The sequence below is a fragment of the Pseudomonas sp. AC247 genome (assembly GCF_979258015.1).
Genome location: NZ_OZ409829.1, coordinates 905,001 through 931,229 on the forward strand (window position 1 = coordinate 905,001; position 26,229 = coordinate 931,229).

21 protein-coding genes and 2 rRNA genes (1 of these 23 cut by a window edge) are annotated in these 26,229 nt (G+C 58.3%); 15 read left to right on the forward strand and 8 right to left on the reverse strand.

The features are described from left to right. Both ACZZ0B_RS04335 and rrf read left to right on the forward strand, forming a co-directional pair. Positions 1 to 1,364: ribosomal RNA gene (locus tag ACZZ0B_RS04335) — 23S ribosomal RNA — on the forward strand (it extends 1,530 nt beyond the left edge of the window). A gap of 151 nt (positions 1,365 to 1,515) precedes the next feature. Continuing rightward, a 5S ribosomal RNA gene (gene rrf, locus ACZZ0B_RS04340) occupies positions 1,516 to 1,631 on the forward strand. A gap of 138 nt (positions 1,632 to 1,769) precedes the next feature. Here rrf and ACZZ0B_RS04345 read toward each other — a convergent pair. Further along, the gene (locus ACZZ0B_RS04345) at positions 1,770 to 3,149 is read right to left on the reverse strand and encodes a lysozyme inhibitor LprI family protein (RefSeq protein ID WP_463544444.1); all 1,380 of its coding nucleotides are present in this window, start codon (positions 3,147 to 3,149) and stop codon (positions 1,770 to 1,772) included. A gap of 210 nt (positions 3,150 to 3,359) precedes the next feature. Between ACZZ0B_RS04345 and ACZZ0B_RS04350 the strand changes: the two genes are divergently transcribed. The 4 genes from ACZZ0B_RS04350 to ACZZ0B_RS04365 all read left to right on the forward strand — a co-directional run bounded on the left by ACZZ0B_RS04350 (position 3,360) and on the right by ACZZ0B_RS04365 (position 8,679). Then, the gene (locus ACZZ0B_RS04350; protein WP_463544445.1) at positions 3,360 to 4,964 is read left to right on the forward strand and encodes a response regulator; all 1,605 of its coding nucleotides are present in this window, start codon (positions 3,360 to 3,362) and stop codon (positions 4,962 to 4,964) included. Further along, positions 4,961 to 5,653, forward strand: a complete 693-nt coding sequence (locus ACZZ0B_RS04355) for a sensor histidine kinase (protein ID WP_463544446.1) — start codon at positions 4,961 to 4,963, stop codon at positions 5,651 to 5,653. The genes ACZZ0B_RS04350 and ACZZ0B_RS04355 overlap by 4 nt, the downstream gene beginning before the upstream one ends. Positions 5,654 to 5,979: 326 nt before the next feature. Beyond that, on the forward strand, positions 5,980 to 7,221 hold the full coding sequence (locus ACZZ0B_RS04360) for a glutamine synthetase family protein (RefSeq protein ID WP_463546910.1): 1,242 nt from the start codon (positions 5,980 to 5,982) through the stop codon (positions 7,219 to 7,221). Between the two features lie 69 nt (positions 7,222 to 7,290). Then, positions 7,291 to 8,679: an MFS transporter gene (locus ACZZ0B_RS04365; protein ID WP_463544447.1), complete on the forward strand. Its 1,389-nt coding sequence runs from the start codon at positions 7,291 to 7,293 to the stop codon at positions 8,677 to 8,679. Positions 8,680 to 8,973: 294 nt separating this feature from the next. On the opposite strand, the gene ACZZ0B_RS04370 is transcribed toward ACZZ0B_RS04365, so the two are convergent. The 4 genes from ACZZ0B_RS04370 to flgA all read right to left on the reverse strand — a co-directional run bounded on the left by ACZZ0B_RS04370 (position 8,974) and on the right by flgA (position 11,566). Continuing rightward, on the reverse strand, positions 8,974 to 9,720 hold the full coding sequence (locus ACZZ0B_RS04370) for a flagellar brake protein (protein ID WP_463544448.1): 747 nt from the start codon (positions 9,718 to 9,720) through the stop codon (positions 8,974 to 8,976). A 92-nt stretch (positions 9,721 to 9,812) separates the two neighbouring features. Continuing rightward, positions 9,813 to 10,280 (reverse strand): flagella synthesis protein FlgN, encoded by a 468-nt coding sequence (locus ACZZ0B_RS04375; protein ID WP_463544449.1) that lies wholly within the window; start codon positions 10,278 to 10,280, stop codon positions 9,813 to 9,815. Between the two features lie 48 nt (positions 10,281 to 10,328). Next, complete coding sequence (gene flgM, locus ACZZ0B_RS04380) at positions 10,329 to 10,655, reverse strand: flagellar biosynthesis anti-sigma factor FlgM (RefSeq protein ID WP_008083690.1); 327 nt, start codon at positions 10,653 to 10,655, stop codon at positions 10,329 to 10,331. A gap of 149 nt (positions 10,656 to 10,804) precedes the next feature. Next, positions 10,805 to 11,566: a flagellar basal body P-ring formation chaperone FlgA gene (gene flgA / locus ACZZ0B_RS04385; RefSeq protein ID WP_081500519.1), complete on the reverse strand. Its 762-nt coding sequence runs from the start codon at positions 11,564 to 11,566 to the stop codon at positions 10,805 to 10,807. Positions 11,567 to 11,648: 82 nt separating this feature from the next. On the opposite strand from flgA, the gene ACZZ0B_RS04390 reads away from it, so the two are divergent. The 6 genes from ACZZ0B_RS04390 (at position 11,649) to flgE (ending at position 16,764) form a co-directional block, all read left to right on the forward strand. Then, positions 11,649 to 12,581, forward strand: a complete 933-nt coding sequence (locus tag ACZZ0B_RS04390) for a chemotaxis protein CheV (protein WP_008083695.1) — start codon at positions 11,649 to 11,651, stop codon at positions 12,579 to 12,581. Positions 12,582 to 12,627: 46 nt separating this feature from the next. Next, on the forward strand, positions 12,628 to 13,455 hold the full coding sequence (gene cheR / locus ACZZ0B_RS04395; protein ID WP_007917583.1) for a protein-glutamate O-methyltransferase CheR: 828 nt from the start codon (positions 12,628 to 12,630) through the stop codon (positions 13,453 to 13,455). 372 nt (positions 13,456 to 13,827) lie between these two features. Beyond that, positions 13,828 to 14,238, forward strand: coding sequence for a flagellar basal body rod protein FlgB (flgB, locus tag ACZZ0B_RS04400; RefSeq protein ID WP_008083696.1), 411 nt, complete (start codon positions 13,828 to 13,830; stop codon positions 14,236 to 14,238). 3 nt (positions 14,239 to 14,241) lie between these two features. Continuing rightward, positions 14,242 to 14,685 carry a flagellar basal body rod protein FlgC gene (gene flgC / locus ACZZ0B_RS04405; protein ID WP_003227217.1) on the forward strand — a complete coding sequence of 148 codons (444 nt, stop codon included), beginning with the start codon at positions 14,242 to 14,244 and terminating at the stop codon, positions 14,683 to 14,685. A 15-nt stretch (positions 14,686 to 14,700) separates the two neighbouring features. Then, positions 14,701 to 15,420, forward strand: a complete 720-nt coding sequence (gene flgD / locus ACZZ0B_RS04410) for a flagellar hook assembly protein FlgD (protein ID WP_008083697.1) — start codon at positions 14,701 to 14,703, stop codon at positions 15,418 to 15,420. A 30-nt stretch (positions 15,421 to 15,450) separates the two neighbouring features. Further along, on the forward strand, positions 15,451 to 16,764 hold the full coding sequence (gene flgE, locus ACZZ0B_RS04415; RefSeq protein ID WP_008083698.1) for a flagellar hook protein FlgE: 1,314 nt from the start codon (positions 15,451 to 15,453) through the stop codon (positions 16,762 to 16,764). Between the two features lie 685 nt (positions 16,765 to 17,449). Here flgE and ACZZ0B_RS04420 read toward each other — a convergent pair. Continuing rightward, the gene (locus tag ACZZ0B_RS04420; RefSeq protein WP_463544450.1) at positions 17,450 to 20,344 is read right to left on the reverse strand and encodes a ribonucleoside-diphosphate reductase subunit alpha; all 2,895 of its coding nucleotides are present in this window, start codon (positions 20,342 to 20,344) and stop codon (positions 17,450 to 17,452) included. An 846-nt stretch (positions 20,345 to 21,190) separates the two neighbouring features. Between ACZZ0B_RS04420 and ACZZ0B_RS04425 the strand changes: the two genes are divergently transcribed. Both ACZZ0B_RS04425 and ACZZ0B_RS04430 read left to right on the forward strand, forming a co-directional pair. Continuing rightward, the gene (locus tag ACZZ0B_RS04425; RefSeq protein ID WP_463544451.1) at positions 21,191 to 21,913 is read left to right on the forward strand and encodes a response regulator; all 723 of its coding nucleotides are present in this window, start codon (positions 21,191 to 21,193) and stop codon (positions 21,911 to 21,913) included. After that, complete coding sequence (locus tag ACZZ0B_RS04430; RefSeq protein WP_440097178.1) at positions 21,910 to 23,520, forward strand: ATP-binding protein; 1,611 nt, start codon at positions 21,910 to 21,912, stop codon at positions 23,518 to 23,520. Before ACZZ0B_RS04425 ends, ACZZ0B_RS04430 begins: the two co-directional genes overlap by 4 nt. Before the next feature lie 116 nt (positions 23,521 to 23,636). Here ACZZ0B_RS04430 and ACZZ0B_RS04435 read toward each other — a convergent pair whose 3' ends face one another. Beyond that, the gene (locus ACZZ0B_RS04435) at positions 23,637 to 24,362 is read right to left on the reverse strand and encodes a 4'-phosphopantetheinyl transferase family protein (protein WP_463546911.1); all 726 of its coding nucleotides are present in this window, start codon (positions 24,360 to 24,362) and stop codon (positions 23,637 to 23,639) included. 177 nt (positions 24,363 to 24,539) lie between these two features. Beyond that, complete coding sequence (locus tag ACZZ0B_RS04440; protein WP_463544452.1) at positions 24,540 to 25,331, reverse strand: dienelactone hydrolase family protein; 792 nt, start codon at positions 25,329 to 25,331, stop codon at positions 24,540 to 24,542. A 144-nt stretch (positions 25,332 to 25,475) separates the two neighbouring features. On the opposite strand from ACZZ0B_RS04440, the gene ACZZ0B_RS04445 reads away from it, so the two are divergent. Beyond that, a complete protein-coding gene (locus ACZZ0B_RS04445; RefSeq protein ID WP_440097179.1) occupies positions 25,476 to 26,081 on the forward strand; it encodes a hypothetical protein in 606 nt (201 codons plus the stop codon). Positions 26,082 to 26,229: the final 148 nt, after the last annotated feature.

The window sequence follows — 26,229 nt, forward strand, 5'->3', positions numbered from 1 at the left end:
AACACGAAGTGGTTGATGCCATGCTTCCAAGAAAAGCTTCTAAGCTTCAGGTAACCAGGAACCGTACCCCAAACCGACACAGGTGGTTGGGTAGAGAATACCAAGGCGCTTGAGAGAACTCGGGTGAAGGAACTAGGCAAAATGGCACCGTAACTTCGGGAGAAGGTGCGCCGGTGAGGGTGAAGGACTTGCTCCGTAAGCTCATGCCGGTCGAAGATACCAGGCCGCTGCGACTGTTTATTAAAAACACAGCACTCTGCAAACACGAAAGTGGACGTATAGGGTGTGACGCCTGCCCGGTGCCGGAAGGTTAATTGATGGGGTTAGCTAACGCGAAGCTCTTGATCGAAGCCCCGGTAAACGGCGGCCGTAACTATAACGGTCCTAAGGTAGCGAAATTCCTTGTCGGGTAAGTTCCGACCTGCACGAATGGCGTAACGATGGCGGCGCTGTCTCCACCCGAGACTCAGTGAAATTGAAATCGCTGTGAAGATGCAGTGTATCCGCGGCTAGACGGAAAGACCCCGTGAACCTTTACTATAGCTTTGCACTGGACTTTGAATTTGCTTGTGTAGGATAGGTGGGAGGCTTTGAAGCGTGGACGCCAGTCTGCGTGGAGCCAACCTTGAAATACCACCCTGGCAACTTTGAGGTTCTAACTCAGGTCCGTTATCCGGATCGAGGACAGTGTATGGTGGGTAGTTTGACTGGGGCGGTCTCCTCCTAAAGAGTAACGGAGGAGTACGAAGGTGCGCTCAGACCGGTCGGAAATCGGTCGTAGAGTATAAAGGCAAAAGCGCGCTTGACTGCGAGACAGACACGTCGAGCAGGTACGAAAGTAGGTCTTAGTGATCCGGTGGTTCTGTATGGAAGGGCCATCGCTCAACGGATAAAAGGTACTCCGGGGATAACAGGCTGATACCGCCCAAGAGTTCATATCGACGGCGGTGTTTGGCACCTCGATGTCGGCTCATCACATCCTGGGGCTGAAGCCGGTCCCAAGGGTATGGCTGTTCGCCATTTAAAGTGGTACGCGAGCTGGGTTTAGAACGTCGTGAGACAGTTCGGTCCCTATCTGCCGTGGACGTTTGAGATTTGAGAGGGGCTGCTCCTAGTACGAGAGGACCGGAGTGGACGAACCTCTGGTGTTCCGGTTGTCACGCCAGTGGCATTGCCGGGTAGCTATGTTCGGAATAGATAACCGCTGAAAGCATCTAAGCGGGAAACTAGCCTCAAGATGAGATCTCACTGGAACCTTGAGTTCCCTGAAGGGCCGTCGAAGACTACGACGTTGATAGGTTGGGTGTGTAAGCGCTGTGAGGCGTTGAGCTAACCAATACTAATTGCCCGTGAGGCTTGACCATATAACACCCAAGCAATTTGAGTCGAAAGGCCAGATTGCGGTGTGTGAAGACGAAACGAACCGAAAGTTCGATGTTCACAAAACACCGAAAGCTGTCACATACCCAATTTGCTGAAGCGAGGCCATCTGGCCACGACTCAGTACCCGAATTTCTTGACGACCATAGAGCGTTGGAACCACCTGATCCCATCCCGAACTCAGCAGTGAAACGATGCATCGCCGATGGTAGTGTGGGGTTTCCCCATGTGAGAGTAGGTCATCGTCAAGATTAAATTCCGAAACCCCAATTGCGAAAGCAGTTGGGGTTTTGTTTTGCCCGCAGGAAAGTTTCAGGCCTGGCAGTACATAGCCAAAAACCCCGAACAGGGTGGCCTGTCGGGGCATATCCATGCAGGTACGCTGCAGATTAATCCGCGGCGCCGCCTCCAGCTTTACCTATTGAAGTACTGGCCTGAGTAATGTGTCGCCGTCCATGGACTTCATACTCGCGCTCTTGTTCAATCGAGCCCGGTTTACGCATTGTCAGTTGCGCGTACAGCCCGTCTTTCTTGTCGTAGTCGCCGAAATGGTCGTTCAATCTGGCGACAAAACATTCATTACCGATATTCACCGGAAAGTCGGTGATCGTTTCGATCACATAATAGCCCGCGCCATAACCGTAATACTCCTCGGGTTCCTCTGCTGACGCAGGAATAGGGCACAGCGGTTTTCTTTCCCCGCCAGTGTCGGAGGAGTCTTTGCCGACCGTGGCCAGACCTTTTGCAAGTGCGCGGTGGAGTTCCGGATTCAGCGTGTAAGGCGTCTTGTGGTCTTCTTTCGTCTGGGTACGGGGAATGCTGAGTTGATAGTGATAGTTAACCGTCAGCGTGGGCACTTCGACATTGACTTGCAGCGGGCTGAGTAAATAGACCTGATCAACGCCATAGTTGCTGTCGCGATAGGCGGCGTAGACCTTGCCACGAATGCTGATCCAGTTAACTGCCTGATTGGCGCCCCGACCACTGATGGAATACAACGAACTGCCGACCCCCGATTCCTCGCCAAGTGCAGCGGTTCTGCGAATGAAGCGGTCCCCATCACGGCGATAGGTTTCGTAGAAACTGAACAGCCCCGTGCCACCGGTGTAAGTCTGGACAACCAGATCGCGTTGCCCGTCTTCGTCCAGATCCAGCAGGTTGAACGTGGTCTGCCCCTGCTCGGTGTCCGCGTCCAGGTTGGACGCCTGCAGGGCCCTCCACTCACTTTGGGTAACACCCTTAGGGATGTTCTTCGGGAAGTGGGTTTTTTCGGCGTATTCACCCTCATCCGGTTCTGCGTCAAACACAGTCAGTGGACTTTTGATCGCTAAAGAAGCGAGCGTCCGCTCCAGGGCAAACTGCGGATCACTTTTGCTCGCCGCTTGAATACGCTTTTGCAGATCGTCCAGCGCTTGTTGGTCACTGTCGTTCGGCTTGTAGACAACTGCTTCCTTCCATTGCGCTTTTAATACTTGCAGGCGCTCGCGATAACGTTGTTCAAGGCAAGAGACATCATCCGTGCACTCGTCGCGGGTGTTTAGCCACTGACGTTGCGACACCTTTAGTTCAGGTTTAGCGTCTGCTGAAACCTTCATCAATCCGCGGTAAACCGTACCCATCTGCGCGTCCAGCTCATGCAACTGGTTATTCGCGCAAATGGTGTTTTCGACGGCATTCGCCGCTTTTGTGCAATCCATTCCAGCCGCCATTGCCTGCTGAATAAACAGCAATGCACAGGCGGACACGATGCCGCGTCCTTTGATGTACACGAAGTAAGTCCCGTATTGAGTAGTTGTACCGGCGCGCAGGGTAATCGTTGGACGAGGAATCTTGAAGTGCCGACTTCAGGGAACCGCACTTCTGGCCGATAACCCATTCGGTGACTTAAAAGTCGCGCGAAATCGCTTGATAGCATTTGGCCGCCAGCTATCATCTGCGCGCCTGAAATTGCCCTCACTTCAATTGCCTGGAAATCTTCGATGCTGTCGTATCACCAAAAGAGTTTTCTGATCGTCGATGATTTCTCGGATTTCCGCAGTTCCGTTCGTTCAATGCTGCGCGAGCTCGGGGTCAAGGACGTCGACACCGCCGACACCGGCGAGCAGGCGCTGAAGATGTGTGCGCAGAAGTCCTACGATTTCATCCTGCAGGATTTCCACCTCGGCGACGGCAAGAAGAACGGCCAGCAGGTACTCGAAGACCTGATGCTGGAAAAGCTCATCAGCCATGAGGCGGTGTTCGTCATGGTCACCGCCGAGACCAGTCAGGCGATGGTGCTCAGTGCCCTGGAGCACGAGCCCGATGCTTACCTGACCAAACCGTTCAACCGCTCAGGCCTGGCCCAGCGCCTGGAGCGTCTGGAGCAGCGCAAGACGTTGCTCAAACCGATTCTGCAAGCCCTCGATCGCGGCAAACCGGTCGAGGTGCTTAACGCTTGCATCGCTCTGTGCAAGCAGGACATTCGTTATTCGCCGCTGTGCCTGCGCTACCGTGCCGATGCATTGCGCGACATGAACCAGAATGAAGCGCTGGAGCGTCTTTACGACAGCATCATCGCTGACCGACCGCTGCCATGGGCGTTCGCCGGGCTGGGCAAATTGTTGTTCAAGCGCGGTCAGGTGGCACAGGCCAAAGGTGTTTACGAAAAAGCCTTGAAGATGTTTCCGATGATGCCTTCGCTGTATGACGGCATGGCCGACGTGCTGGTGTCCGAAGGTGACACCAAAGGCGCACAGCAGGTGCTGGAAGAGGCGATTCGTCTGTCGCCGCTGGCGGTACGTCGCCAGGCCTTGCTCGGCAAACTGGCGATGGCCAATGAAGATTTCGACACCGCCTCGCGCGCCTATCGGCAAGCCGTGGCGCAAGGCGCACAGTCGCGATTCAAGGATCCGGAAAGTAACCTTGGCCTGGCCCATGCGCTGATCAGCAAGGGCAGCGAGCGCGGTCTCGACACGCGCACGCGGCTGGAGATCAACACTACGCTCAGTGCAGTGGCCAAAGAGAACCCGACCGATCCGGGCCTGCAGATTCGTGCGCGCCTGATGAAGGCCACCAGCCTGCTGCTCAATGATGCCGAGACCGCCGACAAGCTCACCGAGCAAGCGTTGATGCGCCTCGACGGCATGGAGCAGTTCATGAGTCCGGAGGCGGCGCTGCTAGTCGCCAAGCAACTGCAAATGCTCGGTCAGGCCGAGGCGGGCACCTCGATGCTCAAGAGCTGCGCGGAGATCTACGGTGATGATCCGGCGGTGATGAAAGACATCGCCAAGCTCACCGACGACCCGACTATCCTCAGCTCCAGTAACGCCGCTGCCGACCTCAACCGTCAGGGCGTGCGCGTGTACAAGACCGGCAATCTGGTGGAGGCCCGCGAGGTGTTCCGCAAGGCGCTGAAGATGCAACCGAAGAACATCAGTATCGCGCTGAACATGGCCCAGTCGCTGCTGCACGGCACCGACACGTCGGTGCCGTCGGCGGAGCTGGAAGAATGTCGGGCCTGCCTGAAAATGGTTGGCCTGATGCCCGACACCGACGCGCGTCATGCGCGTTATCAGAAGCTGAAAAGCAAGGCGTTTGGCGAATGAACCACGACCCGCAGGCTTTGGATTTTTCCACGGTGATCGCCTCCACCGTCCACGACATGAAAAACTCGCTGGCCATGCTCATGCAGGCTCACAGCCAATGGCTGGCGCGTTTGCCTGAGGCGCAGCGCCAAGGCACGGAGCCGGGCGTGATCGACTTCGAGTTCGCCCATCTCAACGGCATGCTGGTGCAGTTGCTCGGGCTGTATAAGCTCGGCGTCAACCAGCTGCCACTGCAACCGGCCTATCACGAGCTCGATGACTTTATCGAAGCGCAATTGGCATCGCATCAAGAGGTGTTCGCCAGTCGCGGCATCGTCGCCACTTATGAAGTTGATCCGCTGAGCCCGCTGGGGTTCTTCGATCGCGAGCTGGTCGCCTCGGTGCTCGGCAACTGCATCAACAATGCGATTCGCTATGCCCGCGAATCTCTGCTGATTACCGTCAGCGACGAGGCCGGGCAATTGATCCTGAGCATCAACGACGACGGCGACGGTTACCCGGCCGAGATGCTCGAGCGTCAGGCCGATTACGTGCAGGGCATCAACCACAGCAGTGGCAGCACCGGGCTCGGTTTGTACTTCGCCAACCGCATCGCAGCGCTGCATCAGCGCAACGGTGTTGAAGGTCGCACGGAAATCCGCAACGGCGGCCCGTTGGGCGGCGGCATATTCAGCCTCTACCTGCCCTGAAAGCATGCCCTGTGTAGGAGCTGCCGAAGGCTGCGATCTTTTGATGTTGTTCTTGAAAGCAAGATCAAAAGATCGTCCGATCGCGGCCCGAGCCTTCGGCAGCTCCTACAGAGGGCGCTTTCGGGTGTGGTTATTTTGTGTGACGCTGCTTGATATTGCGAACAGCCGAAGCCTATTTTGTACGAGTCGCCGTTCGCGGCTCGCACAATAACAAGGATAGCGTCATGACAACCGATGGCCAGCGTTCACTCGCACAGCGATTGACGGGCATTGATGAGATTGAATGTGTCACGCCGGATTTGAATGGCGTGCCGCGAGGCAAGGTAATGACCGCTGAGGGTTTCCTCGAAGGGCGGCGTTTGCAGCTGGCGCGTGGTGTGCTGCTGCAATGCATCATGGGTGGTTATCCCGCGGCGCGGTTTTACGGCAGCGATGACGGCGATCTCGCCCTGATTGCCGAACCGAGCCAGATCCATCGCTTGCCGTGGAGCGACGATCCGCGTGCCCTGGCCATTTGCGACGCCGATGAACTAACCGGCGAAAGCTCCAATCTGTCGACCCGTGGCCAGTTGAAGAAGGTCATCGCACGTTACGCGGCGCGCGGTCTGGCGCCGGTGGTGGCGACCGAGCTGGAATTCTTTATCTTCGCCCCCAACACCGACCCGACCCAACCCTTTCGCCCTCCGGTCGGCCTCGACGGTCGTCGCGAAGATGGCCAGTCGGCGTTCAGCGTCAGTTCCAACAACGGTCTGCGTCCGTTCTTTAGCGAAGTCTACAAATGCATGGCCGCCCTCGGCCTGCCGCGCGACACTTTCATGCACGAAATGGGCGTCAGCCAATTCGAGATCAATCTGCTGCACGGCGATCCGTTGCTGCTGGCCGATCAGACGTTTCTGTTCAAACACCTGCTCAAAGAAGTCGCGCTCAAGCACGGTCTGACCGTGGTGTGCATGGCCAAGCCGCTGGCGCATACGCCGGGCAGTTCGATGCATATTCACCAGAGCATCGTCGACATCAACAGTGGCAAGAATGTCTTCAGCGACGAAAACGGCCAGCCGACGGCAATTTTCCGCCACTTCATCGGTGGGCAGCAGGCGGGCATGGCCGAGTTCACCGCACTGTTTGCACCCAATGTGAACTCCTACCAGCGCTTGTGCCATCCGTACGCATCGCCGAACAACGCCTGCTGGTCCCATGACAATCGCGCCGCCGGCTTGCGTATTCCCGCCAGTTCGCCGGTCGCTCGTCGGGTCGAAAACCGTTTGCCAGGCGCCGACGCCAACCCGTATCTGGCGATTGCCGCCAGTCTGGCTGCGGGCTTGCACGGTATCGAGCATGAGCTGGAGCCGACTGAAGCCATTCAAGGGGAGTTCGAGGTGCCGGACAACCTTTCGCTGCCATGTACCTTGCATGCCGCGCTTGATCGTCTGAAACGTAGCCAATTGGCGAGGGAACTGTTCGGACAGGAGTTCATCGAAGGCTACATCGCTTCGAAGACCATGGAGTTGACCAGCTTCTTTGATGAAATCACTCCCTGGGAACGGCGTGTTCTAGCAGCCCAGGCCTGACGAACTGTCGCCATCGGGCTATCGTTTTGATAGCCCGGTATTCACTGCAAGGAGCCGCTCGGAACGCCGATGCGCCAAATCTGGAAATCCTTTCGAGCGCTGTATTTCGCCTCGCTGATGATGTTGATCGGCTCGGGCCTTCTCTCTACTTACCTGGCGTTGCGCCTGGCCGCTGACCATGTCGATGGGCTGTGGGTCGGCGCGCTGATGGCGGCCAACTATTTCGGTCTGGTGCTGGGCGGCAAGATTGGCCACCGGCTGATTGCGCGGGTCGGGCATATCCGGGCGTATTCGGCGTGTGCCGGCATTGTCGGGGCGGCGGTGCTCGGTCATGGTCTGGTCGATTGGCTGCCGGCATGGCTGGTACTGCGGACCATCGTCGGTCTGGGCATGATGTGCCAATACATGGTGATCGAAAGCTGGCTCAATGAGCAGGCGGATGCCAACCAGCGGGGGTTGGTGTTCAGTGGCTACATGATCGCTTCGTATCTTGGCCTGGTGCTGGGCCAACTGATTCTGGTCATGCACCCGGGCCTGGGCCTGGAGCTGCTGATGCTGGTCGCCCTGTGCTTTGCGCTGTGCCTGGTCCCGGTGACATTGACGCGACGGATTCACCCGGCGCCGCTGCATCCGGCGCCGATGGAGCCGCGCTTCTTTATCAAGCGCGTGCCGCAGTCGCTGAGTACCGTGCTCGGTGCCGGTCTGATCATCGGTTCGTTCTACGGTCTGGCACCTTTGTATGCCTCGCAGCAAGGGCTGTCGACCGAACAGGTCGGTTTGTTCATGGGTAGCTGCATCTTTGCCGGTTTGTTGGTGCAGTGGCCGTTGGGCTGGTTGTCCGACCGTTACGACCGGGCCTTGCTGATTCGCTGTTTTGCCGGGTTTCTGGCGGTCGCGGCGTTGCCGTTGGCGATCATGCCGCAGGTGCCGCTGGAGGTGCTGTTCATTGTCGGTTTCTTCTGTTCGCTGGTGCAGTTCTGTCTGTACCCGCTGGCGGTGGCCTTCTCCAATGACCACGTCGAGGGTGATCGCCGGGTTTCGCTGACGGCGATGCTGTTGGTGACCTACGGTGTCGGTGCGAGCATCGGGCCGTTACTCGCGGGTGTGCTGATGAAGCTGTTTGGCAGCCAGAGTCTGTATGCGTTCTTCAGCTTCTTTGCCCTGGTGCTGGTGTGGCGGATCCGCCCGAAAGCTGTAACCAACTTGCATCAGGTCGACGATGCACCACTGCATCACGTGGCGATGCCGGACAGCATGTCCAGTTCGCCACTGGTGGCTGCGCTGGACCCGCGCGTGGATGAGCAGGTAGTGCAGGATCAGATGCAGAACACCGTGGCACCGGAGCCTGAGTCGCAACCTGATCCGGAGCCTGAGGTGCAGCCTGAACCTGTGGTTGGGGCTGGTGCGGATGACGACAGCGATAAACCGACACCGGACATCAGTGGTGGCAGACCTTGATATCCTGGAGTCGCAGCCATCAGTAGTGAGCCTATGACTCTGCAGTGAACAGAGTCTGTGCAGTCGGCCACAGTCTCTGTGGCGAGGGGATTTATCCCCTTCGGTTGCGCAGCAGCCGCCAGCCATTCAATGCGATCAGTCAGGAGAAATGCGGGGTCAGTATTTGGGGCCGCTTCGCAGCCCATCGGGGATAAATCCCCTCACCACAGGGAGCTCATTGCTGTCGGATCATTGGAGCAGGTACAAAAAAGGGCAGTCCCGCCAAGGACTGCCCTTCTTGTTTGCGCGTCTGAATCACATGTCGTCTTTGTCGAAACGCCGTGCTTCACGCTGCAATTGATACACAAAACGCTCAACGTTGCGGGCAGCCTGGCCACTGATGTTGTGGAAGCGCAAACCGGCAAAGGTGATGTTGAGTTTTTCTTCGAAGTGCAGATAACGCAGTTCGACGGAGGTCGGCTGGTTGCCGAACAGTGGCGGGGCGATCAGGCGATCGTAGACCTGGCCCAGTTGCAGGCGGTCAGTGATGTCGCCTTCGAAGCGCAGTTTGCAACCGGTGGCGGAAATATCCAGCAGCTTGCCGTTGATCGGCGCCTTGAGCTTTTCGCCGCCAAGTTCAACGCTGACCAGATCGGTCAGTTTCAGCGCGGCGCGAAATGCATTGCGACGCTGGTGGTAAACCACTTCGGTCGGCAGCTCGCCGGTGTAAAAGCGATCACCTTCGGATTCTTCGATGTTCAACGTACCGTCGCATTCCCAGGCGATGCGCACGCCATCGTGGAAGCCTTCGACCTTGAACGGCTCACCGGCCTGCAAGAAACGCTCGCCGTCGCGCGGGATCATTTCGTCCAGAGCGATCGTCCCGGTGTCACGGTCGACCTTGATCAGGTAACTCTGGAAACGCTGGCTGCGCTCGTGGAAGGTGATGATCAGCGGATCATGGCTTTCTTGCAGCTGGCGCAGGTTGCTGGAGATTTCCAGAGGTGTAGTGAGCACCTTTGGTGGCTGCGGAGCATCATCCGCGCTAAGGACGTTGGACACGTTGAATCAATCTCCAGACAAAATTTGACTACGACTAGCCAGCATTTTGCCAGCATGTTTCGCAGGTTGATAGAGCGCAGGCATCGAACGGCTCACGCCTGACTGAGCGCGCGCGGCTTCGCAAGCTTGGAGAAGGCACCGCTGGCGTCGTAGAGCGCTGGCGGCTCGCCGCCGGTGAGGATCTTCAGCTGATTGGCCGTGGCGGCCTGCTGGACCAGGATCGATTGGCCATTGTTGACGTTGGCCGCCTGGCATTGCGCGATGAGGTCGGTGAGGAAATCGCTCTGGCTGAGCAATTGTTCGCCAATGCTCGATTGGCTGGCCAATTGCTCAAGCCCCTGCCGATTGGTCGGCAGGTTAAGGCTGGCGAGGATTTCGCTGCGTTTGCGGCCATGCTGTTCGAGCAGAATGATCAGCGCCTGTTTGCGTGCCAGAACTTCTTCCAGCAGGGGCATGTCACGACCGTGCAAAGCGAGGGACTCGGTTTGCAATAACTCCAGCAATTGTTGAGCTGGAGCAAAGTCGTCGATGATCAGTTGCAATAAATTAGTGTCGTGCATGGCTGGCCTTGGGTTTTAAGCGTCCAAAAGCCTGGCGCTGGCGTTGGCCTAGCGCTGGGCTTCGAAGTTGAGCAGTTTGCTGGCTACACGGTTGCTGTCGACTTTATAGCTGCCATCGGCAATCGCGGCTTTCAACTCGGCCACACGGGCTTTGTCGACAGCAGGTTGATCGCGCAGCTTGTCAGTGACCTTCTGCAACTGTTGAGCCTCATTGCTGAGGTGTACCGATTCCCCGCTTTTTGCGGTACTGGCCGGTTCGGCCTGGGTATTCAGCGGCGCGGAGGTGCCGGTTTCGGCGGTGTCCTTGGCGTTGCTGGTACGTGTACTGCCCGTAAGTGACGAGGAGCTGTTCAAACGGCTGAAATCGATGACCATGATAAAAACCTCTGGGAATTTGGACGCTTGCCATGTTTTCGGCCATCCCCTGGAAAACTTTAGGCGCATTTACCAACGAACCTTGCATGCGCCGGCGCGAATCCTGCTGCGGCACAGTTTAGGGAACAGCCGGGATCAGCGCCAGTTTTCTACATCGCTACTTCCACTTGGCCTGGCGCGGTGACTTGCGCCTTGATGACCCGTTGGGAGTTGAGGTTTTTCACCCTGATCTGTTCTTTCAATCCGCCGTTGGACAGGGCTTCGCCCGGCATCCGTACCGCCAGCGTACCGCTGCGGGCGGTAATCACCACTTGATCGCCTTTGCGAATGACTTCGGCCTGTTCCAGATGGACCAGGGTAATCACCTGATCGGCGACCGTTGGTCGGGTTAATTTTTGCCCGATCGCTTCGTCCACCGAGGTCAGAAAGCCCTGATTGATCAGGCTGACGTCGCGTTCGCGCAAGGTCACGTCTTGCGGTTCGATAATTCCGGCACGCTTGAGTGGCCGGGTGGTGGTGACAATCTCGCGAAACAGGCGGACTTGAGCGGGCACGAACACGGTCCAGGGTGAGGATCCCTCACAGCGAACCTTCACGGTTACGCGGCCCAAAGGACGTGCCGGGCTCTCCAAAGTGGCTGTCAATTCCTTGTCGCACATAGGCATGCGCATACGTGGATCGAGTTGCTTGACCTCGATTTCATAGCGGCCTTCGGTTTGACTGGTGGCCAGATAGTCTTCTACGGTGAACTCAAGAAAGCCCTGAGTGACGCCGATAAGCATGTCAGGCAAGGTAACCGCATCAGCAATGGCAGGACTGCCAGCAAAAAAGCAGCAAATGGCGCACGCGGCACAGAGCCCTCTGCGGAGGGGCGATGTCAGGCGTCGGAAAAATGTCGTTTGAGCGTTCATACGAGTTAAAAAGCAAGCGCCGTGCCGTTTAGCAATGAATGTGCGTCGCAACAACACTTGGCGTTGATGTAGGAGTCTGGGCATGGCTGGTGTAATGGATTCGGTGAACCAGCGCACGCAACTGGTGGGGCAGAATCGCCTGGAGCTGTTGTTGTTCCGTCTTGACGGTCAGCAGCTCTATGGAATCAACGTGTTCAAGGTGCGGGAAGTGCTGCAATGCCCGTCGCTGACGTTGATGCCCAAGTCCAGTCCTGTCGTGTGCGGGGTGGCGAATATTCGAGGGGCGACCATTCCGATCCTGGATCTGGCAATGGCGACCGGCTCGGGTGCGTTGAAAGACAAGAACAACCCGTTCGTGATCATCACGGAGTACAACACCAAGACCCAGGGTTTCCTGGTCCGCTCGGTGGAGCGCATCGTCAACATGAACTGGGAAGAGATTCATCCGCCGCCCAAGGGCACGGGTCGCGATCATTACCTGACCGCTGTGACTCGGGTGGACAATCAGTTAGTCGAAATCATCGACGTCGAGAAAGTGCTGGCGGAAGTTGCGCCGACACCGGAAGCGATTTCGGTGGGCGTGGTCGATGTCGAGACCCAGACCAAGGCGTTGTCGCTGCGGGTCTTGACGGTCGATGACTCGTCAGTGGCGCGCAAGCAGGTCACGCGTTGCCTGCAGACGGTCGGTGTCGAAGTGGTGGCGCTGAACGACGGCAAGCAGGCGCTGGATTACTTGCGCAAGCTGGTCGATGAGGGCAAGAAGCCGGAAGAAGAGTTCCTGATGATGATCTCCGACATCGAGATGCCGGAGATGGACGGGTACACCCTGACGGCCGAGATTCGCGCTGACCCGCGCATGCAAAAGCTCCACATCATCCTGCATACTTCGTTGTCCGGGGTATTCAATCAGGCGATGGTCAAGAAAGTCGGTGCCGATGACTTCCTGGCCAAATTCCGTCCTGATGACCTGGCATCCCGGGTAGTCGACCGGATCAAAGCAGCAGATATCAGCTAAGGGCGTTTTGCCCTTGGCGGTCAACACGATTTAAGAGGCGGCATCATTGTCTACGGGTAATTTGGATTTCGAACAGTTCCGGGTCTTCCTGGAAAAAGCCTGTGGCATTTTGCTCGGTGAAAACAAGCAGTACCTGGTCTCGAGCCGTCTCAACAAACTGATGGAGCAGCAAGGCATCAAATCCCTGGGTGAGCTGGTTCAGCGCATCCAGACCCAGCCGCGCAGCGGTTTGCGCGAGCAGGTGGTCGATGCCATGACGACCAACGAAACCCTGTGGTTTCGTGACACCTATCCGTTTGAAGTCTTGAAGAACAAGGTACTGCCTGAAGCGATCAAGGCCAGCCCCAACCAGCGTCTGCGGATCTGGTCGGCAGCCTGCTCGTCGGGCCAGGAACCGTACTCGCTGTCGATGTCGATCGACGAGTTCGAGCGCAGCAACCTGGGCCAGTTGAAGATGGGTGTGCAGATCGTTGCTACTGATTTGTCCGGCCTGATGCTGACCAACTGCAAGACGGGCGAGTACGACAGCCTGGCGATCGGTCGCGGTTTGTCGCCGGAACGTCTGCAGCGTTACTTCGACCCGAAAGGGCCGGGGCGCTGGGTGATCAAGGCGCCGATCAAGAACCGCGTGGAATTCCGCTCGTTCAACCTGCTCGACAGCTATGCCGCGCTGGGCAAGTTCGACATCGTGTTCTGCCGCAACGTGTTGATCTACTTCTCTGCCGAAGTGAAGAAAGACATCCTGTTGCGCATTCACAGCACGTTGAAGCCGGGCGGTTATCTGTTCCTTGGCGCTTCCGAAGCGCTGAACGGTTTGCCGGACCATTACCAGATGGTGCAGTGCAGCCCGGGGATTATTTACCAGGCGAAATGATTGCATCGGCAACAGCAAAAACGGCAGGCCCGCAAAGGCCTGCCGTTTTTTTATGCCTGCGGAATTTCTCCCTGACACCACAAAACCCGTGTAGGAGTGAGCCTGCTCGCGATAGCGGTAGCACATCCAACATCATCGGTGCCTGACACACCGCTATCGCGAGCAGGCTCACTCCTACAAGGGGGCTGTGGTGTGGGTGAGGGAGAAGGCAAGCGGCAGAAAAGCGGCATTCGGCGGAAACCTGTTGCCGCTTTTCTGGCATTGCCGCTTTGCCGATTGCCCGCGAAGCCCCGGTTTACGGGGTTTTTTCGCTTTGGCACGCCGCTTGCTAAAGCTCAGTTACGAAAAACCGGTCACCCGAAGGTTCCCGACATGAGCATCAGCTTCGATAAAGCGCTCGGCATTCACGAACAAGCCCTGGGCTTCCGCGCCCAGCGCGCTGAAGTCCTGGCCAACAACATCGCCAACGCCGATACCCCGAACTACAAGGCTCGGGATCTGGACTTCTCCAAAGTGCTGGAAGCACAGACCGAGAAAACCAAAAAAGGCGGCAACTTTGCCCTCAACATGACCAACAGCCGTCATATCGAGGCCGAAGGTCTGGGCAATGGCGACGAATCGCTGATGTATCGCACGCCGATGCAGCCTTCGATCGACCAGAACACCGTGGACGCCCAGCTGGAACAGTCGAACTACGCGGAAAACGCCGTCGGCTTCCAGGCCAGCTTCACCCTGCTCAACAGCAAATTCAAAGGGCTGGTGTCAGCCCTGCGCGGAGAGTAATCCATGTCCCTGTCCAGCGTTTTCAACATTGCCGGCAGCGGCATGAGCGCACAAACCACGCGTTTGAACACCGTGGCGTCGAACATTGCCAACGCCGAAACCGTCTCGTCGAGCATCGATCAGACCTATCGCGCCCGTCACCCGGTATTCGCCACCATGTTCCAGGGCGGCCAGAACAGCGGCAGCAACTCGCTGTTCCAGAGTCAGGACGCGGCCGGTCAAGGCGTGCAGGTGCTCGGTGTGGTCGAAGACCAGAGCAACCTCGAAGCGCGTTACGAGCCGAACCATCCGGCCGCCGACGCCAAGGGCTACGTCTACTACCCGAACGTCAACGTGGTGGAAGAAATGGCTGACATGATTTCCGCGAGCCGTTCGTTCCAGACCAACGCCGAAATGATGAACACCGCCAAAACCATGATGCAGAAGGTGCTGACCCTCGGTCAGTAATAAGGGGCGACTGCCATGAGTGTTTCCGATTCCACCAGCGGCGTAAGCATTAAAGACGTACTGGCCAACTCTTCGGTCAAGACCGGGACGACCACTGATGGTCTGGCTGCGGCCACCAACAGTGCCACCGGTAAACAGGCCCTGGGCAAAGATGCGTTTCTGCAATTGCTGGTCACCCAGCTGAAAAACCAGAACCCGCTCGACCCGCAGGACAACAGTGAGTTCGTCGCTCAGTTGGCGCAGTTCAGCAGCCTGGAAGGCATCACCACGCTGAACTCCACCGTCAGCGGGATTGCCGGCAACTACAACTCGTCGCAAGCATTGCAAGCGTCGTCGCTGGTGGGCCGTTCGGTCATCGCCCAGACCGACAAGGCTGTGGTCGATACCAGCAAGAGCCTCAACGGCACCGTGGTGGTTCCGGCCTCCGGCGCTGTCTCGCTGTCAATCAAAGACGCCGACGGTAAAGTCGTGCGCACCATCGACATGGGCAACCAGACCGCTGGCAATGCCGGTTTCATCTGGGACGGCAAAGACGCGTCCGGTGCGGTCGCGGCAGCGGGCACTTACACGTTCACCGCCAGCGCCACGTACGACGGCAAGGCGACTTCGCTGGTTACGTATCTGCCGGCCACCGTTAACAGCGTGACCATCAGCCAGACCGGCGGTGAGTTGATGCTGAACCTGGCGGGCCTGGGCAGCGTTGCGCTGTCCAAAGTACAAACCATTGGTATATAGAGCCGACTAACCGGCACAAAGGAGTGGAATATGTCTTTCAATATCGGCCTTAGCGGTCTCTATGCAGCCAACAAACAACTGGATGTGACCGGTAACAACATCGCCAACGTCGCGACCACCGGTTTCAAATCGTCCCGTGCAGAATTCGAAGACGTGTACTCGGCCACGCGCCTGGGCACTGGCAGCAAGACCGTCGGTAACGGCGTGCGTCTGGCCAACGTGTCCCAGCAGTTCGGTCAGGGTGACGTGAACAACACCGGTAACGTGTTGGACATGGGTATCCAGGGCAACGGTTTCTTCATCCTCAGCGACAACGGTTCGCTGAGCTACACCCGTGCCGGTGCGTTCAAGACCGACGCTGAAAACTATGTAGTCGACAACAACGGCAACCGTCTGCAAGGTTACGGCGTTGATGCCAACGGCAAGATCATGACCGGCGTGCTGACCGACCTGAAGATCGACACCTCGGCCCTCAAGCCGAACGCGACGTCGAAGATCGACCAGACCATGAACCTGAACTCGGAAGACACCAAGCCAACGGTGGCGCCGTTCAGTCCGACCGATCTGAACAGCTACAACAAGCTGATTTCGACGCCGGTCTACGACACTCAGGGTAACGAGCACCGCATGGATCAGTACTACGTGAAAACGGGTACCAATGCCTGGAGCGTCTACACCTACATGGATGGTCGTACCCCATCGGATCCGACCAACAACGTCTTGACGCCGATGACTCACGACATCACCTTCAACTCTGATGGTTCCATCGCGACCTTGACGGCGGGCACTGGCTGGGTCAAATCCGGCAACACCCTGACCATGAACGGCTGGATTCCTGGTGTGGTGACCAACGCGACGACCTCGCCAGTGACCTGGGGGCCGAACGGTTCCAAGGCCAACAGTACCGGTATCGCCTTCAACACGGCGTTGACCACTTCGTATAACGCTCCGACGGCGCGCACTGCGCAGTATCAGGACGGTTACGCGACTGGGCAGATTTCCAGTCTGACCATCGATTCGACCGGTGTGATGACGGCTAACTTCAGCAACCAGCAGACCAAGGCGATTGGTCAGGTGGCGGTGGCCAGCTTTGCCAACGAGCAGGGTTTGCAGCCGATTGGCGGTACGCGCTGGAAGGAGACTTTCGCGTCGGGTGTGGCTGGGGTTGATGCGCCGAAGACCGGTACGTTGGGCTCGATCGTGTCGAACTCGCTGGAAGAGTCGAACGTTAACCTGACCAATGAGCTGGTGGATCTGATCAAGGCGCAGAGTAACTATCAGGCGAACGCCAAGACCATTTCGACTCAGAGCACGATTATGCAGACCATTATTCAGATGACCTGATTTGGGTTTTTGGTTTTGGTTTGTGGAAGGGGCCCCTCGGTTGAGGGGCTTTTTTTTGGGCTTGGATTGGGGGGGTATCCGTTGCTGCGGTAACGGCTGCTCAGGGTTCCGCCCTGACGGCGGGTCACCTTTTCCAAACGCCGAAAAGGTAACCGAAAAGGCTTGCTCCTACGTGCGGCCCGCTCGCTGGGGCTCGGGGTTCCTTCGCTCCGGGATCGATCCGGGCGCAGCGCCTACGGTTTGCTTCGCTGCACCTCCTCTCGCTGTGTTTGGCTGCGCCAAACGGTCGCTACGCTCCCACCCCCGGATCAATCCCTCCACTCAGCCTTCCGACGTCGCCCGTGGATCAAGATCAAAAGCGGTACTCGAGCTTGCGCTCATTGTGTTGAGTGGTGAGAAGCAGAAGCGGTGTGCGTTCTGCTTTTGCTCTTCGTAGGAGCAGAGCTTGCTCGCGATGGCGGCCTGTCAGCCGACCATGTTCTGGCAGTTGAAGTCAGCCCTGTAGGAGCTGCCGAAGGCTGCGATCTTTTGATCTTGCTTGTGATGCAGCAAAAACAGGATCAAAAGATCGCAGCCTGCGGCAGCTCCTGCACAGGAATGTGGGGCAAAAGAAAACCCCCGGCAAACCAGAGGTCTGTCGGGGGTTTTGGGTTCAGGGGTTTTGCAACCCCTGACTCGGCTCAGCTTATTGGCAAGCTTCGCAATCCGGCTCGTCGATCGCGCAAGCCTTTGGCACTGGAGCAGGGCCGGCAGGTGCTGCGAGGACCGAATCATCACCGTGGTTGCCGCCGCTGGAAACAGCGTTCAGCTTGCTGGTGCTGATGGTCGACTTCTCGGTGCTGGTCGCGGCCAGGGCACGGAGGTAGTAAGTGGTTTTCAGGCCACGGTACCAGGCCATGCGGTAGGTCACGTCGAGTTTCTTGCCCGATGCGCCAGCGATGTACAGGTTCAGCGATTGGGCCTGGTCGATCCACTTCTGACGACGGCTGGCGGCGTCAACGATCCACTTGGTGTCCACTTCGAAAGCAGTCGCGTAGAGCTCTTTGAGTTCTTGCGGGATGCGCTCGATCTGCTGCACCGAACCGTCGTAGTATTTCAGGTCGTTGATCATGACCGAGTCCCACAGACCGCGAGCCTTGAGGTCGCGAACCAGGTACGGGTTGATCACGGTGAATTCGCCCGACAGGTTCGATTTCACATAGAGGTTCTGGTAGGTCGGTTCGATCGACTGCGAGACGCCAGTGATGTTGGCGATGGTCGCGGTCGGTGCGATGGCCATGATGTTGGAGTTACGAATGCCTTTCTGTACACGGGCGCGAACCGGTGCCCAGTCCAGGGATTCGTTCAGGTCAACGTCGATGTACTTCTGGCCACGTTGCTCGATCAGGATCTGTTGCGAATCCAGTGGCAGGATGCCTTTGGACCACAGCGAACCCTGGAACGTCTCGTACGCGCCGCGCTCGTCAGCCAGGTCGCAAGAAGCCTGGATCGCGTAGTAGCTGACCGCTTCCATCGACTTGTCGGCGAATTCGACGGCAGCGTCGGAACCGTAAGGGATGTGCTGCAGGTACAGCGCGTCCTGGAAGCCCATGATGCCCAGACCGACCGGACGGTGCTTGAAGTTGGAGTTCTTCGCTTGTGGCACCGAGTAGTAGTTGATGTCGATAACGTTATCGAGCATGCGCACGGCGGTGTTCACGGTGCGTTCCAGCTTGGCGGTGTCCAGCTTGCCGTTGACGATGTGGTTCGGCAGGTTGATCGAGCCCAGGTTGCAAACGGCGATTTCGTCCTTGTTGGTGTTCAAGGTGATTTCGGTGCACAGGTTCGAGCTGTGAACCACGCCGACGTGCTGCTGCGGGCTGCGCAGGTTGCACGGGTCTTTGAAGGTCAGCCATGGGTGGCCGGTTTCAAACAGCATGGAGAGCATTTTGCGCCACAGGTCTTTAGCCTGAATGGTCTTGAACAGACGAACCTTGCCTGGGTATTCGGTCAGGGCTTCGTAGTACTCGTAACGCTCTTCGAAGGCCTTACCGGTCAGGTCGTGCAGATCCGGTACTTCGGATGGCGAGAACAGGGTCCACTTGCCGTCGTCGAAGACACGCTTCATGAACAGGTCAGGGATCCAGTTGGCAGTGTTCATGTCGTGGGTACGACGACGATCATCACCGGTGTTCTTGCGCAGCTCGATGAACTCTTCGATGTCCATGTGCCAGGTTTCCAGGTAGGCACAGACAGCGCCTTTGCGCTTGCCACCCTGGTTAACGGCGACGGCGGTGTCGTTCACGACTTTCAGGAACGGAACCACGCCTTGCGACTTGCCGTTGGTGCCCTTGATGTATGAACCCAGTGCACGCACCGGCGTCCAGTCGTTGCCCAGGCCACCAGCGAATTTCGACAACATGGCGTTGTCGTGGATCGCGTGGTAGATACCCGACAGGTCATCCGGCACGGTGGTCAGGTAGCAGCTCGACAGCTGTGGACGCAGGGTGCCGGCGTTGAACAGGGTCGGGGTCGACGACATGTAGTCGAAGGACGACAGCAGGTTGTAGAACTCGATCGCACGGTCTTCTTTCTGCTTCTCTTCGATCGCCAGGCCCATGGCCACGCGCATGAAGAAGATCTGCGGCAGTTCGAAGCGGATACCGTCCTTGTGGATGAAGTAACGGTCGTACAGGGTTTGCAGGCCCAGGTAGGTGAATTGCTGATCGCGCTCGTGGTTGATCGCCTTGCCCAGTTTTTCCAGGTCGAAGGAGGCCAGCACAGGGTTCAGCAGTTCGAACTCGATACCTTTGGCGATGTAGGCCGGCAGGGCCTTGGCGTACAGGTCGGCCATTTCGTGGTGAGTGGCGCTTTCGGCCACACCGAGGAAGCCCAGGCCTTCGGCACGCAGGGTGTCCATCAGCAGGCGGGCGGTGACGAACGAGTAGTTCGGCTCACGCTCAACCAGGGTACGGGCGGTCATCACCAGGGCGGTGTTGACGTCGGTCAGGGCCACGCCGTCGTACAGGTTTTTCAGGGTTTCGCGCTGGATCAGGTCGCCGTCGACCTCCTCCAGGCCTTCGCACGCTTCGGTGACGATGGTGTTCAGGCGGCCCATGTCCAGCGGCGCCAGGCTGCCGTCAGCGCGGGTGATACGGATCGACGGGTGAGCGTTGACCGCTTCTTCGGTCGGGGCGTGGGCAGCGCGTTCTTTCGAACGACCGTCACGGTAGATCACGTAGTCGCGCGCCACTTTCTGCTCGCCGGCACGCATCAGGGCCAGTTCAACCTGGTCCTGGATTTCTTCGATGTGGATGGTGCCGCCCGATGGCATGCGACGCTTGAAGGTCGCGGTGACTTGTTCGGTCAGGCGCGCAACAGTGTCGTGGATTCGCGACGAAGCGGCAGCGGTGCCGCCCTCAACTGCGAGGAACGCTTTGGTGATAGCGACGGTGATCTTGTCATCGGTGTAAGGAACGACAGTGCCATTACGCTTGATCACGCGCAGTTGACCCGGCGCGGTGGCTGCCAGATCCGAATTCGAATCGGCGGCCTGCGGCAAGGTGCCCTGCGGGTTCTCGCGAGTTGTGTCGGTTTGCATGGGGGGTGGTCTCCACATTCTCTATGTTTGTTTGGCACCGTCATGGTGCTCACCGTTCTGTACCGAAGCACTGCAACCGACAAGCGTCGGCGTAACAACTTCGGAACAGTAGGAAAAAGGCTTGTAGCGCCGCATCCTTGCCGAAGTTTTCGGCGCCGAGCCAAGGCTCGAGCCAAACTCCTTCCAGGGTGACAGTAATGACTGCAACACCCGTACCGTTCCGGTCGTTTCCGACCTAAAAAACGGTGCCATCCGCAAGTGCGGTTTGGGCTTTGAAAAACTTGCTTGGTTCAACCGGAAACTGGCAATAAAGCACTTGAGTTTCAGGCCCTAAATGTGGTTGGGCGTTTGAGTGGAAAACCCCATATGTAGGGTCTCTCCCCGCGCCGTGCTACAAGATAATGCGTTTTGAGGGGTGTTGCAACGTACTACCTGTGGATAAACCTGTGCGTAAATTGTGTAAGAAACAAGGAATTCCCGTGTAGGCCGCGGACCTGCTGAGCTAGACCGTTTGTCACTGTTTTTTCGCCTGGAAAAACGCTTCAGCGGATTTTTAAGGGCGCGAACCCTATCACAAAAAACCGCCTTGTCCGAACGCATTTACCGACTTGTGTTCCGGCTGTACGCCGTTTATACAATCGGCCCAGGTGAATGCGATTTTATCCTCCAAAAACATGACAAAAACACGAGAGGATCCCTGTAGGAGCTGCCGAAGGCTGCGATCCTTTGATCTTGAAAAAAACAAAATCAAAGGATCGCAGCCTCGTTTTACTCGTCAGCTCCTACAGGGGATCGTGTGTGTCTGGGCAATCCTTTATTAATAAAAACAGCAAGCAGAGGTCACCGGTGGAGCAACAAGCCTTTGAGGTATTGATCGTCGAGGATGACCAGCGACTGGCCGAACTCACGCGCGACTACCTGCAAGCCAATGGACTGCGCGTCGGCATCGAAGGCAACGGTGCGCTGGCGGCGGCGCGGATCATCAAGGAGCAGCCGGATCTGGTGATCCTCGACCTGATGTTGCCCGGCGAAGATGGCCTGAGCATCTGTCGCAAGGTGCGTGACCATTACGACGGGCCGATCCTGATGCTCACCGCGCGCACCGATGACGCCGATCAGATCCAGGGCCTCGACCTTGGCGCTGACGATTACGTGTGCAAACCGGTGCGCCCGCGATTGCTGCTGGCGCGCATTCAGGCGTTGCTGCGCCGCAGTGACAGCGCTGAACCGGTCGCAGAAAAATCCCGCCGTCTGCAATTCGGCCCGCTGGTGGTCGACAATGCGCTGCGCGAAGCGTGGCTGAGTGACAACGGCATCGAACTGACCAGCGCCGAATTCGACCTGCTCTGGCTGCTGGTCTCCAACGCCGGACGCATTCTTTCCCGCGAGGAAATCTTTACCGCCCTGCGCGGCATCGGCTATGACGGCCAGGACCGCTCGATCGATGTGCGCATCTCGCGCATCCGCCCGAAAATCGGCGATGACCCCGACCATCCGCGTCTGATCAAGACCATCCGCAGCAAAGGTTATCTGTTCGTTCCGGAAGCCTGCGCAGACCTGGCCCTGTGAACTCGATCTTCCTGCGCATCTACGGCGGCATGTGCGCTGCGCTGATTCTGGTGGCGGTCCTCGGTGTGCTGGCGCTGCACCTGCTCAATCAGGTGCGCAGCGAGCAATACCGCGAGCGCCTGGCCCACGGCACGTTCTCTTTGATGGCCGACAACCTGCAACCGATGAACGCCACCGAGCGGCATCGCGCGCTGTTGGTGTGGGAGCGGCTGCTGGGGATTCCGCTGGCGCTGAAGAATTTCAGCGACACCGGTCTCGATCTGACCCAGCGCACCCGTGTGCAGCGCGGTCAGGCGCTGGTCGAGCAGACCGGCCCGCATGCGGCCAAAGTCTATCGATTGGTCAGCGACAAGGAACAACTCGTCCTCACCGGCGAAGTGCAGCAGATCAGTGAGCAACTGGCCCGCGCCACTATTTACCTGCTGGCCGATGAGCTGGTGCGGGTGCCGGTTGCCGAGCAACCCAAACGACTGGCGCAGATAAAGGAAGAGAAGGGTTTTGGTTTCGACCTGCGCCTGGTCACGGTGGACGACGCCGACATGGATGAAGACCAGAGCCGTCGTGTCTCCGAGGGCGACACGGTGATGGCGCTGGGCAAGGGCGGCGATTCGATCCGTGTGTTTGCCGGCATGGTCGGCACGCCGTGGGTGCTGGAGATCGGCCCGCTGTACCAAATGAACCCTTATCCGCCGGAATGGCTGGTGTTGATCGCCGCGCTGGGGCTGAGCCTGATCGGTCTCATCGTTTATTTGCTGGTGCGCCAACTGGAGCGACGTTTGCGCGGGCTCGAAGCGGCGGCCACGCGCATTGCCAAGGGCAGTCTGGAAACCCGTGTGCCGGCGCGCGGTGCCGATTCGGTCGGGCGCCTGGCGGCGGCGTTCAACGGCATGGCCGAGCACTTGCAACAATTATTGGCGATCCAGCGTGAACTGGTGCGCGCGGTGTCCCACGAGTTGCGCACCCCGGTGGCGCGCCTGCGTTTCGGTTTGGAGATGATCGGCTCTGCGACGACGCCGCAAGCCTTGGAGAAGTACCGCGAAGGCATGGATCACGACATCGAGGACCTCGATAAGCTGGTCGATGAGATGCTCACCTACGCACGGCTCGAACAAGGTTCGCCAGCGCTGACCTTCCAGCGCATCGATCTGGATGCCTTGGTCAATCAGGTCATCGAGGAGCTGGCGCCGCTGCGCGCCGAGGTCACGGTGCAGCGCGGGCTGTGTCTGTCTGCTGCCGATAACGACGACGCCTGGGTCGAGGCGGAGCCGCGTTACCTGCACCGGGCGCTGCAGAATCTGGTGAGCAACGCGATGCGCCATGCGCGCTCGAAGGTCACGGTGAGCTATCAGGTCGGGCAGTTACGTTGCCGGGTCGACGTCGAGGACGACGGGCCGGGCGTGCCGGAAGTGGCGTGGGAGCGGATCTTCACGCCGTTCCTGCGTCTGGACGACAGCCGCACGCGGGCGTCGGGCGGGCATGGCCTGGGGTTGTCGATTGTGCGGCGGATCATTCATTGGCATGACGGCCGGGCGATCATCGGCAAAAGCAAAAGCCTGGGTGGGGCGTGCTTCAGTCTGAGCTGGCCGAGGAATCAGGAACGCCGCTGACAATTGTTATGGCTTGGCTGGCCTCATCGCGAGCAGGCTCACTCCTACAGGGGAACGCATTTCAAATGTAGGAGTGAGCCTGCTCGCGATGAGGTCGGTGCCCACGCCGCAAATCTTCAGGCCTGGATGCTGACCAGACTCAACAACTGCCCATCCTGTACCCCGAACTGCGCTTCCAGCTCCGTGCCGTGATGCCATTCCGCCGACAGATCGGTCAACAGCCGCAAGCGCACCTCACCCGACTCGGTCCATTCCAGCACTTCCGCATGCTCAAAATAAAAGCGCTTCTGCACGATCGGGTACAGCGCCTTGAACAGACTCTCTTTCACCGAAAACGTCAGCGTCACCCATAACGCCAACTGATCCCGCGAGCCGGCGGCCATGCGCTGCATTTCCGCTGGCGTGAGAATTTCCCCGGCGAGGCGTTCGGCGCGTGCGGCGTTGAGCAGGTTTTCCAGATCCATGCCCAGGCCACGCCAATGCTGCCTGTTGGCAACGATCGCTGCGGCGCGCCCGGTACTGTGGGTGATCGAACCGCAGATATGCGCCGGCCACACCGGTGCGCGATCTTCGCCAATCGCCGGCACCTCGCTTGAACCTTGCAGCTGCTGCAACGCCGCCCGTGCGCAGATACGCCCGGCGAGAAACTCGGCCTGGCGCTTGGCCACCGAACGCTGGATGCTCGGCGGCGGCTCAATGGCGCTGCGTTGAAAATCATCGCCGAGCAGTCGGGCCGGATCGAAGTGCGTACTGAGCAACACAGTGTCGGGCAATACCCTTGGCAACGGCCAGTGGGCATCGAGTGGGGTGCAGCAGGCGGGAAGGGCGGGGGTGAGGTTCATGACGGGCATTTTGCCGGTTAGTCGAGCCAAGGTCGAGATTGGCGGCGCGGCGATCGCGAGCAGGCTCACTCCTACATTGATCGTTCCCACGCTCTGCGTGGGAATGCCTCGATGGACGCAGAGCGTCCCGGGCTGCGTTCCCACGCGGAGCGTGGGAACGATCAGGGTCGGGCGCGGTTAGCTGAAGATTTTCTGGAAGAACGCTTTCATGTCCGCCCAGGATTTTTCATCCGCGGCCTTGTTGTACCCGATGTCCGGGCCACCGTGTTCGCCGTGGCTCAAGCGATCCGCGTCCGGGTTGGTAAAGCCGTGTTTGGCGCCGTCGAGGCTGACGAACTTATAGTCAGCGCCAGCCTTGTCCATTTCACTTTTGAACGCGGTGACGTTGTCCGGCGTGACCATGCTGTCCAGCGCTCCGTGCTCGACCAGAATTTTTGCTTTCACACTGCCCGGTGTGGCGGGCGTTTGGGTTGCCAGTGCGCCATGGAAACTCACCACCCCTGCCAACGGCACGCCCTGACGTGCGGCATTGAGTACCACACCACCGCCAAAGCAATAACCAATGGCCGCAAGTTTATTGACGTCGGTCTGCGGTTGTTTCTTCAACAGATCCAGCCCGGCGGCGAAGCGTTTGCTCGCGGCATCGGCGTCCTTGGTCGCCGCCTGCATGAACGCCATCGCATCTTTCGGGTGCTCGGTGTTCTTGCCCTCGCCATACATATCGATCGCCAGAGCGCTGTAACCCAGTTCGGCGAGATCGCGTGCGCGGCGTTTGGCGTAATCGTTCAGGCCCCACCATTCATGTACGACGACGATGCCCGGGCGCTTGCCTTTGATTGCGTCGTCATAGGCGTAGTAACCGATCAACTGGGTGCCATCGGCGCTTTGGTAGGGAATTTCTTCAGTCTTGATCGCCGCTTGGGTGAGGCTGCTGACAGCGAGCAACGTGAGGGCAAGGAACAGGCGCATGGTGGGGGTCTCCTGACAATAAAAGGTCAAAACAGCCTAGTCCATTTGGTTCAGGTCAGGTTCAGAGAGTGTTCAGGGGCGGTACAGGGGCCGGTCAGTAACCTTGCGCCATACCCAAACAGCACTGTGAAAGAGGAAATACCCATGACTCGTTTTAACAAACTGTTGCTGGCATTGACCGTAATGAGCGCCAGTATCGCGGCCCATGCCGACACTACTTCGAACTTCGCCGGCCTGACCTTCGGCCAGACCAGCGACAAGGTTAAAAAGTCCAACGCACTGAACGACAACCTCGACCACCCGAACGCCACCGGCGCCATCGATGGCAACAACACTTACGGCGTACGCCTCGGTCAGCAAAACAGTCAAGGTCGCTACTACGCCACTTATGACAACGTGTCGGGCTCGCACAATGGCATTAAACTGCGTCAGGAAAACCTGTTGGGCAGCTACGATCTGTTCTATCCGGTGGGCGGCAGCACCAAGCTGTTCGGTGGCGCAACTGCCGGTTTGACCAAGCTGACGCAGGATTCGCCAGGCTACAGCCGCGACAGTGACATCGGTTATGCGGTCGGCGGCCAGTTCGGGGTGTTGCAGCAAGTCTCGCAAAACACCTCGGTCGAACTCGGTTACCGTTACCTGATGAGCAACGCCAGCACTGAAATGAAAGAAAGTGGCGGCAGCAAACAAGGCTCGCTGGATTTGAACAGCAGCGCGCAGACTTACCTGTCGGCCAACTACAGTTTCTAAGGAGCGACAGCGAAATCATTGTAGGAGCAAAGCTTGCTCGCGACAGCGCTGGGTCAGTCAATTTAGATGTCGACTGACACACCGCCTGCGCGAGCAAGCTTTGCTCCTGCGGGTGTGTTTTTGGAGATTCTGGATTTACCCGGGAGAG

Bases quoted from the DNA above. Each gene is read 5' to 3' on its own strand.
- ACZZ0B_RS04445 (WP_440097179.1), top strand. From the start codon at position 25,476: ATGACTCGTTTTAACAAACTGTTGCTGGCATTGACCGTAATGAGCGCC.
- flgA (WP_081500519.1), bottom strand. From the start codon at position 11,566: ATGAACGCTCAAACGACATTTTTCCGACGCCTGACATCGCCCCTCCGC.
- flgM (WP_008083690.1), bottom strand. From the start codon at position 10,655: ATGGTCATCGATTTCAGCCGTTTGAACAGCTCCTCGTCACTTACGGGC.
- ACZZ0B_RS04355 (WP_463544446.1), top strand. From the start codon at position 4,961: ATGAACCACGACCCGCAGGCTTTGGATTTTTCCACGGTGATCGCCTCC.
- ACZZ0B_RS04435 (WP_463546911.1), bottom strand. From the start codon at position 24,362: ATGAACCTCACCCCCGCCCTTCCCGCCTGCTGCACCCCACTCGATGCC.
- flgC (WP_003227217.1), top strand. From the start codon at position 14,242: ATGTCCCTGTCCAGCGTTTTCAACATTGCCGGCAGCGGCATGAGCGCA.
- ACZZ0B_RS04420 (WP_463544450.1), bottom strand. From the start codon at position 20,344: ATGCAAACCGACACAACTCGCGAGAACCCGCAGGGCACCTTGCCGCAG.
- flgD (WP_008083697.1), top strand. From the start codon at position 14,701: ATGAGTGTTTCCGATTCCACCAGCGGCGTAAGCATTAAAGACGTACTG.
- flgE (WP_008083698.1), top strand. From the start codon at position 15,451: ATGTCTTTCAATATCGGCCTTAGCGGTCTCTATGCAGCCAACAAACAA.
- ACZZ0B_RS04365 (WP_463544447.1), top strand. From the start codon at position 7,291: ATGCGCCAAATCTGGAAATCCTTTCGAGCGCTGTATTTCGCCTCGCTG.
- ACZZ0B_RS04360 (WP_463546910.1), top strand. From the start codon at position 5,980: ATGACCGCTGAGGGTTTCCTCGAAGGGCGGCGTTTGCAGCTGGCGCGT.
- ACZZ0B_RS04440 (WP_463544452.1), bottom strand. From the start codon at position 25,331: ATGCGCCTGTTCCTTGCCCTCACGTTGCTCGCTGTCAGCAGCCTCACC.
- ACZZ0B_RS04350 (WP_463544445.1), top strand. From the start codon at position 3,360: ATGCTGTCGTATCACCAAAAGAGTTTTCTGATCGTCGATGATTTCTCG.
- flgB (WP_008083696.1), top strand. From the start codon at position 13,828: ATGAGCATCAGCTTCGATAAAGCGCTCGGCATTCACGAACAAGCCCTG.
- ACZZ0B_RS04375 (WP_463544449.1), bottom strand. From the start codon at position 10,280: ATGCACGACACTAATTTATTGCAACTGATCATCGACGACTTTGCTCCA.
- ACZZ0B_RS04390 (WP_008083695.1), top strand. From the start codon at position 11,649: ATGGCTGGTGTAATGGATTCGGTGAACCAGCGCACGCAACTGGTGGGG.